Below are 19,208 nucleotides of genomic sequence, written 5' to 3'. Positions count from 1 at the left end.
TCAACCATCGTAAGCTGGGAAACAGTGCGTATTTAAGGCTTTTGGCTGCTTTGGTGCAGTGATCTTACTTGTGGTGTGTTAAGGGGATAACCATATTTTTTTATACCGGGGATTGACATATCATGAAATATATGATATAATGCCCTAAACTCTATCGAACGTTCGATAGATAAACAGGAGATGAAATATATGCAAAGGATATATACAGAAAGAGCGCATCTTATGTGTCCCGCTATGTTCTTTGGGATCGTGATAGCTATTGATTCTATATTTGATAAGGATAGGATACTTTCAGCAGCAGATGATCTATCCAAGGCACATCCTTTTTTGCAGTCGGTCCTTGGACATGACGATGTTGGCTATTATTACAATATTACTAATATCTCGAAGATACAGATAATATTCAGGGATGATGCAGTATCCGGAATTGATGATCCGATCCTTCTAAGAGAATATAACAGCGTAACAAAGAATGAATGGGATCTCAGAACAGATGGAATGCTTAAGATACTAACATTCCATTATGGAGACAAAACAATTTTTCTTTTCGTATTCCACCACCTATTAGCAGATGGCAGAGGTGCGTTAGGACTGGCGGAAGAGTTTGCAAAATGCTATAAAACAGGGATCGTTCCTGATCATGTTGAGGAAAAGCTCATTTCTTCAAAGAAGGATATGCCTGAAAGCTCAACATTGCCTTTTGTGAGCAAACTATTGGTAAAAAGGGCTAATAAGCAATGGAATCGTGAAAATCACACTCTTACTTATGACGAATATCTTGAACTCGCAAATAAGTATTATGGATCGGATAAGATAGCCAGAAATATAAAGCTTGAAACAGCAGATGCTTATACTAAGATGGTGGAAGCCTGTCATGAGCATAGAGTATCGGTCAATGACTATTTAATGGCTCAGATGTATATAAAAGATAAGACTGACAAAATTATTATCGCATATGATCTGCGCAAAAGACTATCTTGCTATAACCTGGGAGCCTTGGGCAATTATTCGACAGCTTTTTCTGTGGAGTATAAGAACAAAACAAGTGATGTCTGGAAAGCGGCTAGGGATGTACATAATATTATTAAGAAAAAGGCCGACGATCCGAAAAGTTTATATCTGGTGTTACAGTGTTATGCAGATCTGGAAGGAGAATTATTAGATGCTTCATTCGCTGCGGCACGATGCGGATATGAGAGCAAGGCGGCCGGGTTTATAGGTACTATGTTTTTCGGATTTGCAGAATCGAAGGGATATAGTATTACTAATCTTGGCAAGTTCGATAGCAGAAACATCGAAGAAGCAGTATTTATCCCTCCTGCATCGCCTGCGATAAAAAAGACGCTGGGAGTATTAACAGTAAACGGTAAAATGTATATTAGTTCTGCTGTCAGAGAATAAATATGACATTCTCATTGGTAAATAAGGCAGAAAAGGAGTACAATATGACTAACGACAGCACAAAAGACACGATAATTGAAAAGTCCCTTGAATTGTTTGCCAAAAAAGGCTATTCTGCGGTCTCTATGAGAGATATCGCAGGAGCAGTGGGTATACGTTCAAGCACGATATACTACTATTTTAAGAGCAAACAGGATATTTTCGGGGCAATGACCGAAAAGGCAGAGACTGCAATCGGGGAACAAGAAGGCATATTCATACAGGCACTGAACAGCGTCAGCGAAATAAAGCGTGAAGAATTTGTTCTGGCAGGGGTACACCACGTTACGGATTATCTGAGAAACGAGAAAATGGATCAGCTGTTGCGCACCCTCGAAAGCGAGCGTTTTCATGATGCTTCGGCAAATATGGTATGGAAAAGGTTTCTTTTTGATATGCCTGCACAGCATGAAAGAAAGGTGTTTGAAAATCTTCTTGACAGGGGGCTCGTCACAGGTGAAGCTAAAATGCTTGCGGACGAATACCACAGTATCATAATGCTGGGATATTTTTCCGAAGATACGGACAGACTGGCAGATATGCTCAGAGACTTCTACAACAGAGTCTTCTGCGGAGAGGAATATGACTGATGAAAGTTTACAGGAGCAGACAAGCAGGACTGCGTATAAGAGATACCTATGACAAGCTGCTGAAAGAATGGGGCTGTGAGGTGAAAGAGCGTGATATATCTGTATCTTACGGTACAACGCATGTTATCGAATGCGGGGATGAAAATTCTGCCCCTCTGGTGCTGTTTCACGGTGTGGGCGATGACTCTGCGCTGATGTGGATATACAACGCCGAATATCTTGGCAGATATTTTCATGTATATGCCATAGATACCATAGGCGGCCCTGGCAAGAGCGTTCCGAATGAAAACTATAACAAGACCTTCGATGATATTCAGTGGATAGACGAAGTTCTTGACGGACTGGGCATAAGCAAAGCATATTTTGCAGGGGTATCTCATGGGAGTTACCTTGTACAGGCATATACAGTCAGCCGCAGCGACAGGGTAATAAAGGGCGTTTGCATATCCGGTTCGGCTGCGGTAGGCGGAAAGAAAAATTCTATGAAGGCTATGATGAAGATATTCCTGCCCGAAGCGTTGTTGCCCACGGATAAGAACGTTTCAAAACTGATAAAAAAGCTCTGCGGCAGCAGATACGGGGTATTTACCGAAAATAGGACCATCATGGAGCATTATAAATATCTTCTGAAAGGCTTCAACAACATGGCTATGAGGTATCATAAGATAAGTGGCTATTCAGGGGATCAGATCGGTATGCTCAGAAAAAAGCTGGTATATCTGGTCGGTGAAGAGGATCCCTTCCAGAAACTTGGCGGTAAAGAGATATTATTGCAAAACCACATGGAAACATTTTTCTACAAGGATGCCGGGCATGGGCTCAATCATGAGCTTTCGAAAAAGATAAACCAAAAAATGGTAAGCATATTACAGTGAGGGAGCCTGCTGTATTGGATTTTAGCGTACAATATCAATATCAAATTACTTGTCGTCATAAAATCAAATCATTTCATCTCATAATAGAAAAGACGGGAAATGTCAGGTCATCGTCCGTTTGATATTATTATTCTTTTATTGTGAATGAACTTATAGGATTAATTGTTTTAAATACAATTGCAGAGTAGCTGATAAACAGAATGATAAATATTGCAAGTGCAGAAACTATAAGTTTTTTCTTTGACTTTTTAATACTCAAATAACTCACTCTCCTTTAAATATCCAACATTTTTTATCATGGTTATCCCATTAACACACCACAGATAATTTACAAAGCTGTCCAAATAAACAGACCTCAAAAACCGGAAAATATAGTATAGTAGTGACAGAAACCGAAAGGAGCTGTCGCTATGTCAAAAAGATTTCCGAAACCTGAGATCACACTTGATGGGATATACTCAAAGTTCGCAGATGAAAGCTTTTGCAAGGATTTTCTGCTTGCTATCCGCTTTGAAAAGGGCTTTGCTTGCCCGTTTTGCGGTGGCTCTGAGTACCGCAGGATAAGGTCACGCCATCTGCTGCGCTGCAAGTTCTGTAAAGCAGATATATCCGCCACAAACGGAACTTTTATGCACAGAGCACATATTCCGCTCAGACTGTGGATAGTCACCGCATTCCTCATTATGAGCAACAAATGCAGCGTTTCTGCTGTTACGCTGATGAGGTCTTTGGGGGTGACCTACAAGACAGCCTGGTATATCCTTCATCGCATCAGAAAAGCTATGAAATGCTGTGAAGAACGCTATTTGCTCGACGGGATCGTTGAACTTGATGACACGTATCTCGGTGCTCCGACTCACGGTAAAAAGCGTGGCAGAGGTACTGAAAAAGTCAAAATGATCGTAGCTTTATCGAAGAACGCAGCAGGAAATCCCGAGTACGTTAAAATGAGCGATGTGCCGAATTTAAAGGGCATAGCTGTGGGTAGATTTGCCAGGGATAATATCCGCGTTGGCTCGAAGATCGAGAGTGATAATGCTCGAAGTTACAAGAATCCGCTGGCACAGAAATACTTCCATGTTTTTGAGACATATGATCCGACAAGCGGTCAGCTGAATTGGATGCATAAAGTTATATCAAACTTCAAAGCAATGATCATGGGAACTTACCACGGAAACAAAAAGATCCACACAGCGTTATATGCTGCCGAATACTGTTACAAATTCAACCGCCGTAAGCTGGGAAACAGTGCGTATTTAAGGCTTTTGGCTGCTTTGGTGCAGTGATCTTACTTGTGGTGTGTTAAGGGGATAACCATAATGTTTTATATTGATGTTAATCTTCATGGCTTCTCCTTGAATAATTTTTTCATGCAATTATATCACCGTTCATTTTCTTCAAGCAGAAATTTCTCGATGCCCACATAATATATGCCGTTTTCATCATACCATGGAATGATGTCATCCTTCACCACAACTATCTTTTTGAATGAATCCTTCACTCTGCGAAGTGAATTTATCTCCTGCTGACGTTTTTCTTCTGCGGAAATAGTAAGTGCCGACTGGATATAGTAACGCTCACTGCCTTTGTTGGCAACAAAATCTATCTCCAGATTAGTCCGTATCTTTTTTCCTTCACTGTCTATATAGTTATACTCCACTACGCCCACATCAACGTCAAATTCACGGTAAAGCAGTTCGTTGTAAATGATATTCTCCATTATATGGTTTTCTTCCTGCTGACGGAAGTTGAGCCTCGCATTTCTGAGTCCGATATCCGAAAAATAATATTTCATGGGCGAACCTATATATTTGCGCCCCTTGACATCATATCTCTGAGCCTTATACACCATAAAAGCATCTATGAAATAATCGAGATACTTTGCGATAGTATCGTCAGAAACAGATATATTCTTTATGCTCTTGAAAGTCTTTGAGAGCTTTGAAGGATTAGTGAGCGAGCCTACCGATGATGAGATTATGTTCAGCAGATCTTCAAGCACGCTTTTATCGTGACCGATATTGTTGCGGTTCATAATATCGTCCAGGTATATCTTGCTGAAAAGGTCGCTGAGATATTTGCTCTTGTCCTCATGAGTACGCTGCATCAGCACCAGCGGCATTCCACCGTAGGTGAAATACTCCCGCCACGCATCACGCTTATCGCCTTCAAATGCAGTATAAAACTCCGAGAATGACAACGGATTGACTTTTATCTCATCACCGCGCCCGCGAAATTCGGTAAGGATATCAGAGGAAAGCATTTTTGAATTGCTTCCCGTAACATATATATCAGCATTCTTTATCTTCATCAGCCCGAGCACCACATCGACAAAGCCTATTTTCTCATCACTTTCGGGAAGATAAGGGTTCGGTATCTCGGCAACTTTTTGTATCTCATCAAGGAAGATATAATACATCTTTTCTTTATCGGTCATGAGCGATCTGATATATTCTCCCAGTTCCAGAGGATTTCGGTAACGGATATTCACATCATCATCAAGCGCAAGCTCAATTATATGTCCGTCATCTACACCTATTGAATTCAGGTACTTATGATATATCTCAAAAAGCAGATATGACTTGCCGCACCGCCTTATGCCCGTAATTACCTTGACCAGCCCGTTCTCTTTTTTGCGTATCAGTTTGTCAAGATATTTTCTGCGTTCTATCATGATATCACTCCATTCGACAAAAATGCGGATACCCGCAATTTATTCTAGCCACATTATATCACATCTATTCATGCAAGTCAATAATATGATTAGAAATTTTTGCGGATAACCGCGTTTTTATCTAGCACAACAATTTGCTTAAGTGGTTTTCGTTGTAATATGTCTCAATTGACCTCCGAAGCGGAGATCGGCACATTTTATATCAATAATCTCAACTGTTACCCGAACAGTATTTTCTTCGGAGTGCTTTTGTTCTTTCAATCTTCTGCCGATATTTCTCCGCGTCTGCCAGTTCGTCCAGCCAGCGGGTGTAGAAATCATCAAAGCTGTCCGCCAGAAGTTCCAGCGCACCCTCGCCGGTTTGAAATATTTTCCCGCGCATTTCCTCCGTAATGATAACTCCGTTGTCGTAAGCACAGCCCGCCGTGCCTATCGTCAGAAAACCCCTGTCCTCGCAGATATTGTCATTGAGCTCATACTGCACAAAAAATCTCTCGGGGTGAGCGTCATAAAAATTTTTGTCTATACCGAAATCCTCGACCTCGTCTGCCCTCATCGGGCGCGGGTCACATTCTTTTTTCAGGCTGTATTTGAAAGCATCATCATATCCCTGTTGTCTACAAATTAGTTCTACTATTATCTCTCAAAGCTGTGTAAGCTTATTTTTAGTATTTTACGAATACACCCTTTTCTCTAAGTTTACTTTCAACTTTCTCTGAAAGCTTATCATGATAAACTGTAACTCCTTCAAGCGAATCCATGCCGCAGAGTTCATCTTCTGTTACCTGATCGGAATAAATTCTCAATTCTACAACACTGTCCATTTTATCAAGTCCTGTTATTTTTCCACCAGAGCTCAAAAACATTTTTTCCACATTTTTCAGCTTTGAAAAATCTGCACAGTCTATATCATCATCCCAACAATGAAGCTCAAGTTCTTCTAAATTTTGAAATTCATTCAATTTGTTCAATGAGTTTATTTCGTTTGAATAGATAGTCAAATATTTCAATTTTTTTAGCTCTGATATATCTTCGATATTTAAATCATCAATTTCTAAGAACAAGCGTTCCAGTTCAGTACATCTGTTCAAACTTGACAAATTAACAGCTTCTCCCAGAATTTGCAGACTTTTTAAATTTGGATTTGCAATATCATTTACATCGACTGGTATTATCTCACCAGATCGATGTCCTTCAGAAACAGATACATCTTCCAGTTCAGTACAGTATTTTATAAATTTTATAATTGTATCGTCTGCCTCTAAGATATGTATATTATTTAATTTATTTGATAGATAATATCTCTTTCCCGAACTCTCTCTGCTATAACACTTAATCAAAAACGGTCTGCCAAGATAAGGCGTAAAGATCCTTACCAATACTAAGCATACAACGCACACTGCAATGATAATTTTCTTTTTCATGATCAGTCTCCTATCCATGTTGTCTTCCAATTTGTTCTACTATTATCTCTCAAAGCTGTATCAGCTTAATCTCTGTAATTTACGATAACACCCTTTTCCCTGAGTGTGCTTTCAACTTCTTCTGAAAACTTGGTATTATAGATCGTGATCTCTTCAAGCGAATCCATACCGCAGATCTCATCTTCTGTCACCTGACCGGAATATATAGTCAATGATACAACACTGTCCAATTTATCAAGTCCTGATATTTTTCCCTCTGTTTTCAGAAACAGCATTTCCAGATTTTCCATCCGTGAAAAATTATCGCAGTCAATATCATTCTTGCAAAAGATCCTTAGCCTTGCTAATCTTTCCAGCCTTGAAAAATCTTTACAGTTAATATCATACTTACTGCAATAAATATCCAGATTCCATAAATGCTTTAATTCGTTCAATTTATTCAACGAGACCTCTGTATTGTCTCCGATGATACTCAATGTTTCCAAATTTTCCAGACCTGATATGTCTTCAAAACTATCTAAATTGGTATCGTATAGGTCCAAATATTCCAATTCCGTACATTTGCTCAAACCTGACCAGTTGACACCTTCTCCGCTAATATATAAACTTTTCAATTTGGGATTTACAATATCGTTTATATCGACCGGTATCACATCACCCGATTGATGAGCATCATAAACATATATATCTTCCAGTTCAGGGCAGTACTTTACAAATTTTATAACCGGGTCATCAGCATATAATGAATGTATACTTTTTAATTCATTTGAAGGATGAAATCCACGTTTACCTATCTCTTCATCGTGACAATACATCAAAAACGGTCTGCCCAGATAAGGCGTAAAAACTCTCACCAACGCAACCAATACAATGCATAATGCAACGCACACGGTAATTATAACTTTCTTCTTTTTCATGATCAGTCTCCTATTCTTTTTTTATCTGTTATACTTTTCTATCTCAAAGCTATATCAGCTTAATTTTCGTATTTTATGGTAACACCTTTTTCTCTGAGTGTACTTTCAACTTTCTCTGAAAGCTTGGTTTCATGAATCGTAATTTCTTTAAGCGAATCCATGTCGCAAATCTCATCACCTATTATCTTTCCATCGGTGTCCAAAGACAGTGTTTCAACATTTTCCAGCTTAGCAAAATCTTCACAGTTGATATCATTCTGACAACGGATATAAAGTTTATTTACATTTTTAAGTTCATTCAAATAATGTGTATTTTTCAGTTTGGTATTTGTACTTGACATTGATTCATCGGCGCCCAAATACAGTGTTTCCAGATTTTCAAGCTGAGATAGATCTGCACAATCGATTTCGTCAAAACAGATGAGCTTCAATTCTTTTAAGCTTTTCACTTCGTTCAATTTATTCAAAGAGATATCTGTTTCTTATTTTATGATACTCAACTTTTCCAAATTCTTTAGTTCGGATATATCTTCGGTAGTATTAAAATCACCAAAGCAAATACTCAGATCTTCCAATTCAGTACAATTGTTCAGACTTGACCAGTTAACACCATATCCACTCATATCCAATTTCTTTAAATTTGGATTTGAAATATCCTTTATATTGAATGTTTCAGGGTAACCCAAAACAGTTAACTCTTCAAGATTAGAACAGTATCTTATAAATTTTACGCAAGAGTCATGAGAAGAAATCTGTAATATTTTCTTCACATCGCTTGATAGATAAAATCTCTCCTTACTGCCTCCGCCACCACGACAATAAATCAAAAACGGCTTACCCAGATAAGGAGTATAAATCCTTACCAGCACAATTAATACAACGCACACGGTAATTATAATTTTTTTCTTGTTCATTGTTGTTCTCCTTTTTTCAGACTTTCCTGTCCTCAAAATTGCCCATAAATATTATATCACAAATATTTTTTTCTTGTCAATACACGTCCGCTGTCAAGGAAATCATTTTTCATTTTATGACCTGATTCTGCTTAACAAATTTACTTGTTAAGAACCTTTTATCGTGCAGTAATGGGTAAAATGTGCGTCTGTTTTTGGGACGTACTGCGGGGTTGTCGCCCCTCAGCTGCGACTGCGTCGGCAGCGCCCTCGGGGCGAGAAATCGGATTCACTTCGCTGTCCGATTTCGTGCGCGGGCAATATTTACGGACAAAGAAAGAGCGTGGATCTGTGATTTCGGCAGGGGTTGTTTTTATAACCAGATAAATCTTTATCTATACGTCCATACACATGGCAAAACGTTCAGTCTTAAAGTAATACATGAGTACCCACTGCCGAGATGTAATCTCAGCCGTGGGTTATTATTGATATTTGCGTGGTATACTACGGGTACGTTGACGAGGAACCCAGTTCCCCGCAATATAATATTGATTGTAAGAACTATGATCTTACATTTCGTCTTCTCTTTCTTTTGTTCGTTTGCAGAAAGTCTATGAACGAATGCGGAAGACTCCCCTACTGATGGTAGCGAAACTGTATTGGGCTGTTGCATTTATTTTGACGAAAGAGTTATTTATCGTCACTGTCTAAAATATTAACTTTAAAAACAATATCGCACGTCAAAGGAAAAATGTGCCACGCTTTACAAAATATAAAAGCAATGCCCCGAAGCACTTTGAACAGCTTCGGGGCATTATTATATTCGTATTATTATGATCAGTTGATCAAAAGACTGTATGAATTATTATCTATGATAGTTCCTGAAAGTGGAAATATTGTCATTGCCTGTTCTTTCATCACCGAACCAGTGACCGTTAGAATAGTTGCTGGTGGTGCGGACATCCAGGTGGATCGCGTAGCTGTCTATCAGACCGATACCGGAGAATCCGATCTGTTCTGCTGCCCATGCAACCGTTTCACAAGCTATAGGATTGCCGTTCTTGTCATAGCAAATAACGTCTGCTGCTATACCGCGAGTATGTGCATCGTTTCTGTATCCGCCTACTGCAACGGAACAATCGGGATCACGATAACCGGAGGTTACGATGATCTTCGAGCAGTTCAGCTTGGAGAAGAGCTGTTCCAGCTTGTTGATGAGGTTCTGGTCGATAGAGTGAGTAGCACCGCAGCGCTTGCAGGCAAATTCACTTGAGTGGAAATGTGCAGAGAGCTGACCGTTTACAGGCTTTGTGGGCTGTGTTGAAATAGCACCTGCATCGATGCTGTAACCATGGTTATTGTAGCTGGACCATGTGGTAGCATAGTTATAATTTCTGGAAACTACTCTGATCTCGCCGGCATCGCAGAATGTAAGATAAGCACGGCTCTTGCCGTTTGTTCTGGTATTCCAAATAGCCTTTCCGTCGGATTTGTAGATAACGAAGTTGCCGTCACCCTGAAGAACGCACTTTGTACCGCCTCTGTTCTCGGTCTGAGAGCTCCATGTGGGTGAGTATGCCTTGCCGGTGTTCTTGTTGTAGTGATATACAACGAGGTTGCAGTATAGCACATACGCTCAGAAAATCCAGTGGTATGAGAGTCAACAGATAAAAAACGGAGTGAATTGTATATACTGAATTAAACAATATAAATATCAGGGTCTTTCAACATAAAAAAACACCGCCTGCTCTTTCGTATACAGACAGCGTTATAAATCAAGTAAACCGCAGGAATATTTCTGTGAGAAGTATTTCTTGCCGGACAGACTGCTTTTTAGTAGTATCGGAGAGATCAAATATTCAACCTTTCTGCAGATTCGCAGACCCATACAAGATAACAGAGATACAGATAAACAGTAGAACATTGTGGAAGTGATAAAGACGGCGGTACAAACGCACACTGATAAAAAAGCCCCCTATGGTATAATAGAAACCATAGGAGGTGTTTTATCAGTGTACTGTTTTTACAGATCAATCCATAAATAATTACACTGTAGTGTATATTTTTATTACTGTATGCACTGATTAAGAGTATTAATGCAGTTGTCAGAAGCTTTTTCTGGATTTAAGACAGAAAAATGACGATTATCAGTTCCATATGTGAATCTACCAAACTTTAACCAAATTGGGTTCCACTCCCATTTATCGTTCTCACGAACTTCCAAAGAATCACCAGCATAAGTATGTAATGCCATACAAAATTCTCCATTTGCATCAATGTAACCATCAAATTGATACAAACTATTATGTTTTGTTGATAATTTCATTCTCACAGCTCTACCTTCGTAATGCGGAAAAGAATGCTTCTCTCCTTTGGTGTCCCAATATCCATTTAGATATTCATTATCGTTTGTTACAGTATTTCTAAGAATGGTCTGAAATTCTCCATCACCAACCTCTATAGTAGCATATCTTAAATTTGATGTATTTGATTTATACAAGGTTAATCTAACAGATATATTAGTTATGGATGAGGTTAACGAATTGATAATTCCGCAAACTGTTTGCAATCCAGGAGATGAAGGAACCATGTCAGTGTCACCAGCAATTGCAAAGTCTGCAATTGCTTTAAATATGTCAACGTTTATCTTATTCTTTGTAATCTGTTTAACCTGAGTCATTCCTGATGTTACATCATCTTTTGTTATAATTTTATATCTGTAACCACCATAATTAACCGAACCAAGAGTATTTATGTTGCCTGCTCTATTAAACTGATTAGGTGCTTTAGTTGTATAATCATCTACAGGCTCTAAATACCAGTCATCATTTAATTTTGTACCATTGCCCTGATAGATCTGAACAGTAGCACAGTCATCGTTAGAAGAATTTTCAACTTCCAAAACCTTGTTGCAATTACTGCAAGCAGATCCTATTTCAAAGCTGCCGTCACCCAGTTTTTTGAGTATAAAATTCTGCTGCTGACAATTACTTACAGAATCATATATCTTCAGATCTGTGCCATTCGTGTTTGCTTCAGAGGGACCCCAAAGATCAAAACATCTATTGCCTCCAGCCCTTGTATAAATTTTATAGAAACCATTTTCATAACTGATTCTAAACTGCTGATTAAGATCGCCATGGAATCGATACTGAACTATTTTTGCATTGTTGTAGCTTGATCCGCCACAAACATCCAGATATTTGTTCGTTTGTTTATTACGGATGAAATAAACTCCATCAATATAGTAATTGGTTGCATTTGGAATTTTAGGTTCGGGATTAGTCGGTGTATAAGGCTGTGGTATTCGAGGATAAAGCACCTGCAACATCTTAGAAAGAGACTTAGGACCAAAATAACCATCTACTGATAAACCATAATTTCTCTGAAACTTTTCAACTGCTGCCTTTGTTGCACTTCCAAAAGCACCATCAACATCCAATTTTGGAGTATCAAGATGACTTTTTTTCCAATCACCAGTTATAATAAGGTCGTTTATGGCACACTGTAACCACTTTACATCGTCTCCTCTGCTACCCATTGAAAGTGTACGGGTTGGTGTTGAAAAGTTCCAATAGTCTATTCTGTACGAAGCTGCAAAAGCAGACATAGGCAGTATCGAAATGACTATTACAATAGTCATGAAGATACTTACAAACTGTTTTGATAATTTCTTCATGTTTAATTTTTACTCCTTAGCTAAAAAAATTTATTTATAATTGACCGATCATAAAGATCATAAAGAAGAAAACATCAAACATTAAAAACCATCTCTCCTCCATTCTGTGCCTGATTTAATGTTTTGATCTTACGATAAATCAATTATTTTCTATTTACAAAACTTTTTGATAAGTATTGCTATTCATACACGAATGCTGCTGAAAACAAATTTTTTCTTATTTACTTATGACTATGTGCAGAATCATATCAATATTCTATAAGCTATTAGGTTTTATATGTACAGGCTAATAGCTTTTACCCTAAAAGCTATTAGCTAGTATACATTAGTTGCCACTATTTGTCAATACATCAGCTTTTAATTCGGCGCAATGACCTTTTCCTTTGCAATAGATAAAAAAAAAAATCAGATACCATGCACAATACATTTCGTCTGAACAACATTTCTACAAAGAAAAAATGTATTATAATACAAAAAAACGCACCCGGAATCATTCCGGGTGCGGTAATAGCACATATGATATATGATTATTTGATAAGGCAATGACGGTCAATATACGAATCAACCAGCCGCTCAATAGTTGCCAGCGCTTCTTGTTTCTTTTCCGGCTGACGGTCGGACATATGGATCAGCAAGGTGGTCGGTGCTGTAAATTCCATTGCAAATATCTCGGGATCCCCCTTTATCATGACTCCCTCATCCATCAATCGCTGAAAGAGCTTGGTGTATATAGTGGTGATCTTCTTCAGATGATGTACAGTCGTACGTTCTGCAAAATCTTCATTTCGGAACTGTTCAATGGACAGTACCCTGCGCATCTTTGTTATAACTTCGCTATTGATCGTAAACGTAATAGAATGCATAGTAAATTCTTTCAGTTCTTTTCCGGAGTGTACATTTTCTGCTTCACTGAGTACCTTGTCCATCCCGGCATTGTACTCCTCATCTGTTTTTTCTCCAAGTGCACGGAAAAGATCGGCTTTTCCTTTCAAATACTTGTAGATAGACGGACCTTTGATGCCGACACGTGCTGCGATATCATCTATCGTTGTTCCCTCATAACCTTTGACTGAGAAAAGATCCAACGCAGCTGCAAGTATCCTTTCTCTTGTGTTTCCTTTCTGCATAATTCTCTCCCTTATCTGATATTTATAATTTAGCTAACGCCTAATCTATTGTAGCCATTATACTCCACCTTGCGCCAATTGTCAATAGGTTCACGGCTGTTTTTATATATCGCACGAACAAGACTTTCTACGAATTGCAAAAAGGGGTAATTCGCACAAGAATTCACCGTTGAACCAAGTCTGCTCAATACCAACAGGAGCATTCAGCTTATTCTAACACATGGACTTTTCGGTCATACTTATGAGATATTAGCGAATTTAAGAAAAAACTCAGTGCAAGAAATAAAGACAGCGGTATATAAGTTGATGTGTCCCATTGCAGGAACAAGCAGATCAACTGAACACTCTGTCGTCAGCACACAAAAACACCGACATCTTATTCGATACCGGTGTAAAATTTAAATCAATCCAATTAATTCATCCTATCCACCTGCTCCAAATCAAGCAGATAATATTTTCTGCCTTTCTGACGGTTTTCTATGAGCAGCTGTTCGGGAATACTCTTTAACCTGCTCCTTACGGTATTCTCCGAAAGCTCCATATGCTTTATCAATTCCTCACGGCTGATGCCAATATTCGAGAAAAGTGCAGCCTGTATTAGCAGATCGTACAGATGAGATATATCTGTTTTTTCCGCATTGGGAAGCATAGCGATACACTGTTTGTAATAATCCCACCTTTGTTTTTTCTCTTCAAGGGTCTCCAGAAGCTGGTGCATGGATATCCTGATTATATCAAGAAACATCTCGGCAAAGGGAGTCAGTTCTCCCTTGTTGTGAGGATCGTTGCATATATCGAAAGCTTTGTAATATCTTGAAATATTTTCCTTGATAGTATAAGAAAGCCTGAATCCTATCAGTGAAGTCAGCTGCCTTGAAAGAAGATAACTGCTGATAAATCGGCTCATTCTTCCGTTGCCGTCGTAAAAAGGGTGGATATATCCAAACAGATAATGAAAAACTGCTATCCTGATAAAAATATCTATGCTGTCGTCATTCAAGAATGTAAGGCTTTGTTCAAATGCCTTTATTATCTCGCTTTCGGGATATAAACCTTTATGGATGACCTTTTGAGAAGCGGACTGTACCTCCACTCCAGATCTGCGGAAGAATTCACCATCGGGAAGATTTTCCGGATCAGTTGTCTTGATCTCCTCGTAGAAAATATCATCATATATCTTTCTTATATCTCTGCAGGTATCAAACTCAATAGTCTGACGGTTTTCGAGCATGACATATTTTGTCACCAAGCCAACGAACCTGTTTCGTTTATTGTGGGAAGACAGATCCTGTAAGATCTCTCCGATTTCCTTTCGTGTGCTGTGAACGCCCTCTATATCATTGGTCAGAAGTATCTCATCTATCAAACATTTCGATGTGAATTGCGCTATGGCTGTATCGGGCAGAGAATAATATAATTCCGTCACTTCTTTATCCAGACGTTCAATAGCGATTATATGCTTGTATATCTCGGGAGTCTGACAAATAAAAGCCCTATTATCCCCGATATTCACGGGCAAACGAATGGTGTTCTCATCATTGAAACGGTGCTCATATTCTTCCTTGTATTCATTTGTGCTCATGTGGAACAATGCCTTAAGTGTTTTTCTTGACATACTCTCATCTCCCTTTGATCATATTATGTCATACGCAAAATTGAATATTCATTGCGTCAGTCAACAAAGGCTTGTACTGGTAAAACGCAAAATCAGCATATTTTGCGTTTTGTTATACCATTATAGCACCTTGAAACTCAAAAGTCAATATAATTTGAGTTTTTGTTCTTGCTTTTCTGCAAGAATAGTTCTATCCCTATATTATTATACTGAAAAATGCCGTGCAGGTATGAGTGTCCTGCACGGCATTTTCGCTTTTAACTGTGATATTAGGTAATCATTTCTATCATATTCAAGTTCTCATTTGGAGCAGTTATCATGTTCAAATAGCAGCACCTTTTCTTATGAGTATAACAAAATGTCCGAAAACATTTTTTCCGTCCTACCTGTTTTCAATCAGCCAATCAACTGCATTTAATATGCACCTCGCTTTATTATCTTAATTATATCATATCCAAAAATGGTCGTCAATATTGAAGTGCCGATTTCGGCATTAAATAGAATTTTTGCATGAAACATTCCGAAAACAATTTAACATCTAAGAGTGACAGTCATTACTTCCTGCTCAAAAAGATATCCTACGTTCAGAAGTTTAATTGAACGTAGGATAGTTTTGGGATCAGAATGTAGTTCCGTGTTATTTCACATTGATAGAGCCCTCATTGATAATATTGACAGAAAAAGCGGCCTTTATGAACGTTGCATTTCTTGACTATTAACAAACCTTTTCGCTTGTGGTACATTCTAAAATCCGGTACGAATTCTCGATTCTTGAAGCTATATCGTGCATTGCGAGGTTTATAATCTGCATTTTTTCAAAACCTGTCAGTGACGGGTCTCCCCCTCTTTTTTTCCGATCACAGAAACAATAAAAAAGTGGCTAAAAAGAATATGACTATCCCTTTTGTTCACCGACCTGCGCTTTAGTGAATTGATAGTTGATAATGGATAGTTGATAATGAAAGGAGTGCCTGCGGCGCAAAATGTCCATTCGGACGCCCTGCACAGTTCGGGAGGAAAATATAGTGTTTTTGGTATATAGTTGTTTTACTCTCCGCATTGCGCTATACTCTCATACCAGCATATAAGCCTGTGCAGTCTGCCCGAATGGGCATAACGTCCGCACAGCGGACACCTTCATTATCAACTATCCATTATCTCGCCAAACTGCATTTTGGTGAGCCAACGGGATAGTCATATTTTTTTATTTGATCATTGCGTAACACAAGAAAATATGGTATAATGTGAAAAAACAGGATATGACTGTATATCTGCGACACGTTCTCCATCAGGGCAGCATCGACAGATAACAGGGCAGCAAAGGACTGAAAAAGGGGTTCAGAAAATGAATATTATATTTGAAAAATTCAGTGAAAAACATATTGAAGAGGCTGTTGAGCTGGCACTTGCGGAGCTTGAAGCGGAAAGAACACATTGTCCCGACCTGCCCTGTGTGGATTTCAGCGAACAGCTGACAGGAATGCTGCACTGGTTAAGCAGTCAGCAATTCGGGAAAGCCGCTCTGTGCGACGGAAGGCTTGTGGGCTATCTGGTTTTTGCAGGCCCTTGGGACGGCTTTTTCGGAGATGTAAAGGGCGTGTTTTCGCCTCTCGGCGGCAGTGCTTTTTCCTATGAGTTTAAAAACCGGGGCAGGCTGGCTTCAATGCTTTTTGCAAGCGCATCGGAAGAATTTGTGAAACAGGCTGTTTTCAGTTGTGCGCTGAGCAGATACGCTCACGATGAGGAAGCTGCAAGATCCTTTGTGCTCAATGGCTTCGGAATACGCTGTTCGGATTCTGTCAGGGAAATCTCAAGCTTTGCTATTTCTTATGATCCGGGAAACATTCATTTTGCTGAATTGCCGCCAAATGAATTTGAAAGGATCAGGGAACTGAGAAACGGGCTTGTAAAGCATCTGGAAAGAGCGCCGGTATTCTTCCCGACTGATATGGAGCGCTATGAGCAATGGTTTAAGAACGGAGACCTGCGAGTGTTTGCCGCAGAGGCAGACGGTGAGATCATCGGCTTTATCTCCCTGGAGGATGAGGCAGAAAACTTTATTACCAGACACAACACGATGAAAAATATCTGCGGTGCATACTTTGATGAAAAGTATCGCGGAAAGGGAACAGCGCAGGGCTTGCTTGGCTTTATCATTGAAACGCTTAAAGCTGAGGGCGTAACTCACCTCGGTGTGGACTGCGAAACTCTTAACCCTACTGCGCTTAATTTCTGGGGCAAGTATTTTGGACCGTACACATATTCCTTTGCAAGAAGGATCGATGAGCGCATTTTGTTATAACATCAGCGTCAGTTTGAACTGAGACAGAAAAAAACCGTCAGAACAAGAAGCCTCCACAGTTTCGGCTGCGGGGGCTTCTGATATATTTGTATTCTCTCCACCACCGCACCGGTCTGCGTTATCCTTGAATTATCTTTTTGTTTTGGGAAAGAGTATTTCAAGTATTAGAGAAATATATCTGATAGTGTTCGATTTTGAAATGAGGTGAAAAATAAAGTGAAGTTGTGATGAAACGACAGGTTTTATTACTATCTAAATTTTAGACACCATACAAAGAAGCCTAGATGCATCTGTGTTTTATATTTTCTTTGTCCGATGAGTTGAATTTCGTTTTAATATTCTTTCATGAGTTCGGTTTTTCTGTTGGAGAAAAAGTTGGTCCCCCCTCATTTTTTAGTTATATTCAAGATTTGAATAATTAAGGAGAAAAGAGGAAGATGAAACGAATGAAAACATCCAGTTTTGGTGCAGTTTTAGGGTAGTTTTAGGGCAGAAATGAACTCAAACGCTGTTTGTAGCCCGGGATTTCCTCCGATTTGGGTATGTTTTGGGTATCATTTGGGTATGTTTTCGTTTCTATTTTCCTTTATGAGTCTAAAACTAACTTTTCGAATTAGTTTTAGGATTTTGAAGATTTTTGCTTCATTTGAGGCACTTTTAAATTCAAGTTTTGAATTATTTTTCCAGAATTTTCCTTCGTCACGCTAAAACTAAATTTAGTTTTAGAAATATGAAACTAATTAGTTTTAGCGTGCTGAAGCGTTTTATTCAAGACTTGAATAATAATATTCAGACTTTGAATAAAAGTATTCAAGGTTTGAATTATAATATTCAAGACTTGAATACTTTTTACAATATTTGGATATATATGTCATAATATGTAAATTTTGGTAAAATCTTAATATATTTATATACGAGATTGACGTGAGGTGAAATAATCGTCTTGAACAGCAAGAAATAGTCTAATTTTAAGACAATTATTGTCGTTTTGGAATGTATAGTTGTCAAAATTTTAGTCACTTATCTGTCTAATATTTTGACACTTGCACTCGATTAAATATACTTTTATCTAACTTTTAGTCAGTTATTAGTCTAAATTTAAGACTAAGTTGTTTTTGCGAACCTAGAATAGTCTAAGATTTAGTCAGATTATTGACTAAGTTTTAGACACCGCATTTGTATCTGTCTAACTTTTAGACAAGTTATAGTCTGAATTTTAGGCAATATTCTTTCTTTAGAGCTCTCCGATACTATTATAAATCAGTCTGTCCTGCAAAAAATACTTCTCACAAAAATATACCTGCGGTTTACTTGATTTATAACGCTGCCTGTATGCGAAAGAACAGGCGGTGTTTTTTATGTTGAAAGGCCCTGATATTTATATTGTTTAATTCCGTATATACAATTCACTCTGATTTTTTATCTATTGACTCTCATATCACTGGATTTTCTGAGCGTATGTGATATACTGCAAGTACAGTCAAACAACGAGATGTCTGATATCAGTAATACTTATCGTTCAGCTGATCTGTCATCTGTTGTGAAATATTGATCAAATCAAGTATATCATGATTAACGGAGCTTCCTGTAACCAAACAAATCAAGGGGTTGCAAAAAAGAACACCTCAGTGTAGAATGTAAATACTGACGATGCGAAAGTTAGTAATACAAA

Annotated in this window: 15 protein-coding genes; 5 read left to right on the top strand and 10 right to left on the bottom strand. The window is 38.5% G+C overall.

Features of this window, described 5'->3' with window-relative positions:
* Nucleotides 1–189 precede the first annotated feature (189 nt).
* The 4 genes from BM265_RS17680 (at nucleotide 190) to BM265_RS17665 (ending at nucleotide 4,191) form a co-directional block, all read left to right on the top strand.
* On the top strand, nucleotides 190–1,401 hold the full coding sequence (locus tag BM265_RS17680) for a hypothetical protein (RefSeq protein WP_074963281.1): 1,212 nt from the start codon (nucleotides 190–192) through the stop codon (nucleotides 1,399–1,401).
* A gap of 44 nt (nucleotides 1,402–1,445) precedes the next feature.
* Nucleotides 1,446–2,030 carry a TetR/AcrR family transcriptional regulator gene (locus BM265_RS17675; RefSeq protein WP_207647012.1) on the top strand — a complete coding sequence of 195 codons (585 nt, stop codon included), beginning with the start codon at nucleotides 1,446–1,448 and terminating at the stop codon, nucleotides 2,028–2,030.
* Nucleotides 2,030–2,905, top strand: coding sequence for an alpha/beta hydrolase (locus tag BM265_RS17670; protein ID WP_074963279.1), 876 nt, complete (start codon nucleotides 2,030–2,032; stop codon nucleotides 2,903–2,905). Before BM265_RS17675 ends, BM265_RS17670 begins: the two co-directional genes overlap by 1 nt.
* Nucleotides 2,906–3,315: 410 nt before the next feature.
* Nucleotides 3,316–4,191, top strand: a complete 876-nt coding sequence (locus BM265_RS17665; protein ID WP_074963278.1) for an IS1595 family transposase — start codon at nucleotides 3,316–3,318, stop codon at nucleotides 4,189–4,191.
* 95 nt (nucleotides 4,192–4,286) lie between these two features.
* On the opposite strand, the gene BM265_RS17660 is transcribed toward BM265_RS17665, so the two are convergent.
* From BM265_RS17660 to BM265_RS17615, 10 genes are all read right to left on the bottom strand, one after another.
* Entirely contained in the window at nucleotides 4,287–5,582 is a 1,296-nt protein-coding gene (locus BM265_RS17660; protein ID WP_074963277.1) for an ATP-binding protein, read from the bottom strand.
* A gap of 208 nt (nucleotides 5,583–5,790) precedes the next feature.
* A complete protein-coding gene (locus BM265_RS17655; RefSeq protein WP_074963276.1) occupies nucleotides 5,791–6,135 on the bottom strand; it encodes a hypothetical protein in 345 nt (114 codons plus the stop codon).
* Nucleotides 6,136–6,244: 109 nt separating this feature from the next.
* Complete coding sequence (locus tag BM265_RS17650; protein ID WP_242940896.1) at nucleotides 6,245–7,003, bottom strand: leucine-rich repeat domain-containing protein; 759 nt, start codon at nucleotides 7,001–7,003, stop codon at nucleotides 6,245–6,247.
* Between the two features lie 65 nt (nucleotides 7,004–7,068).
* Complete coding sequence (locus BM265_RS17645; RefSeq protein WP_074963275.1) at nucleotides 7,069–7,920, bottom strand: leucine-rich repeat domain-containing protein; 852 nt, start codon at nucleotides 7,918–7,920, stop codon at nucleotides 7,069–7,071.
* A gap of 59 nt (nucleotides 7,921–7,979) precedes the next feature.
* A complete protein-coding gene (locus BM265_RS20795) occupies nucleotides 7,980–8,378 on the bottom strand; it encodes a hypothetical protein (protein WP_242940895.1) in 399 nt (132 codons plus the stop codon).
* Between the two features lie 24 nt (nucleotides 8,379–8,402).
* The gene (locus tag BM265_RS20790; protein ID WP_074963273.1) at nucleotides 8,403–8,834 is read right to left on the bottom strand and encodes a hypothetical protein; all 432 of its coding nucleotides are present in this window, start codon (nucleotides 8,832–8,834) and stop codon (nucleotides 8,403–8,405) included.
* Between the two features lie 844 nt (nucleotides 8,835–9,678).
* Complete coding sequence (locus BM265_RS17630) at nucleotides 9,679–10,443, bottom strand: D-Ala-D-Ala carboxypeptidase family metallohydrolase (RefSeq protein WP_242940894.1); 765 nt, start codon at nucleotides 10,441–10,443, stop codon at nucleotides 9,679–9,681.
* 438 nt (nucleotides 10,444–10,881) lie between these two features.
* Nucleotides 10,882–12,492 (bottom strand): RICIN domain-containing protein, encoded by a 1,611-nt coding sequence (locus BM265_RS17625; RefSeq protein ID WP_074963272.1) that lies wholly within the window; start codon nucleotides 12,490–12,492, stop codon nucleotides 10,882–10,884.
* 527 nt (nucleotides 12,493–13,019) lie between these two features.
* A complete protein-coding gene (locus BM265_RS17620; RefSeq protein WP_074963271.1) occupies nucleotides 13,020–13,619 on the bottom strand; it encodes a TetR/AcrR family transcriptional regulator in 600 nt (199 codons plus the stop codon).
* Between the two features lie 412 nt (nucleotides 13,620–14,031).
* The gene (locus BM265_RS17615; protein ID WP_074963270.1) at nucleotides 14,032–15,234 is read right to left on the bottom strand and encodes a Fic family protein; all 1,203 of its coding nucleotides are present in this window, start codon (nucleotides 15,232–15,234) and stop codon (nucleotides 14,032–14,034) included.
* A 1,345-nt stretch (nucleotides 15,235–16,579) separates the two neighbouring features.
* On the opposite strand from BM265_RS17615, the gene BM265_RS17610 reads away from it, so the two are divergent.
* Nucleotides 16,580–17,536, top strand: a complete 957-nt coding sequence (locus tag BM265_RS17610) for a GNAT family N-acetyltransferase (RefSeq protein ID WP_074963269.1) — start codon at nucleotides 16,580–16,582, stop codon at nucleotides 17,534–17,536.
* Nucleotides 17,537–19,208 lie beyond the last annotated feature (1,672 nt).

Origin of the sequence: Hominimerdicola alba, assembly GCF_900112155.1 — a bacterium.
Taxonomy (GTDB): Bacteria; Bacillota; Clostridia; order Oscillospirales; family Ruminococcaceae; genus Hominimerdicola; species Hominimerdicola alba_D.
This window is presented reverse-complemented; position numbering and strand designations above follow the sequence as displayed.

Excerpts from the sequence above, each read along its gene's own strand:
- BM265_RS17650 (WP_242940896.1), bottom strand. The coding sequence starts at position 7,003 with ATGAAAAAGAAAATTATCATTGCAGTGTGCGTTGTATGCTTAGTATTG.
- BM265_RS17615 (WP_074963270.1), bottom strand. The coding sequence starts at position 15,234 with ATGTCAAGAAAAACACTTAAGGCATTGTTCCACATGAGCACAAATGAA.
- BM265_RS17645 (WP_074963275.1), bottom strand. The coding sequence starts at position 7,920 with ATGAAAAAGAAGAAAGTTATAATTACCGTGTGCGTTGCATTATGCATT.
- BM265_RS20790 (WP_074963273.1), bottom strand. The coding sequence starts at position 8,834 with ATGAACAAGAAAAAAATTATAATTACCGTGTGCGTTGTATTAATTGTG.
- BM265_RS17670 (WP_074963279.1), top strand. The coding sequence starts at position 2,030 with ATGAAAGTTTACAGGAGCAGACAAGCAGGACTGCGTATAAGAGATACC.
- BM265_RS17665 (WP_074963278.1), top strand. The coding sequence starts at position 3,316 with ATGTCAAAAAGATTTCCGAAACCTGAGATCACACTTGATGGGATATAC.
- BM265_RS17680 (WP_074963281.1), top strand. The coding sequence starts at position 190 with ATGCAAAGGATATATACAGAAAGAGCGCATCTTATGTGTCCCGCTATG.
- BM265_RS17675 (WP_207647012.1), top strand. The coding sequence starts at position 1,446 with ATGACTAACGACAGCACAAAAGACACGATAATTGAAAAGTCCCTTGAA.
- BM265_RS17655 (WP_074963276.1), bottom strand. The coding sequence starts at position 6,135 with ATGAGGGCAGACGAGGTCGAGGATTTCGGTATAGACAAAAATTTTTAT.
- BM265_RS17625 (WP_074963272.1), bottom strand. The coding sequence starts at position 12,492 with ATGAAGAAATTATCAAAACAGTTTGTAAGTATCTTCATGACTATTGTA.
- BM265_RS17610 (WP_074963269.1), top strand. The coding sequence starts at position 16,580 with ATGAATATTATATTTGAAAAATTCAGTGAAAAACATATTGAAGAGGCT.
- BM265_RS17620 (WP_074963271.1), bottom strand. The coding sequence starts at position 13,619 with ATGCAGAAAGGAAACACAAGAGAAAGGATACTTGCAGCTGCGTTGGAT.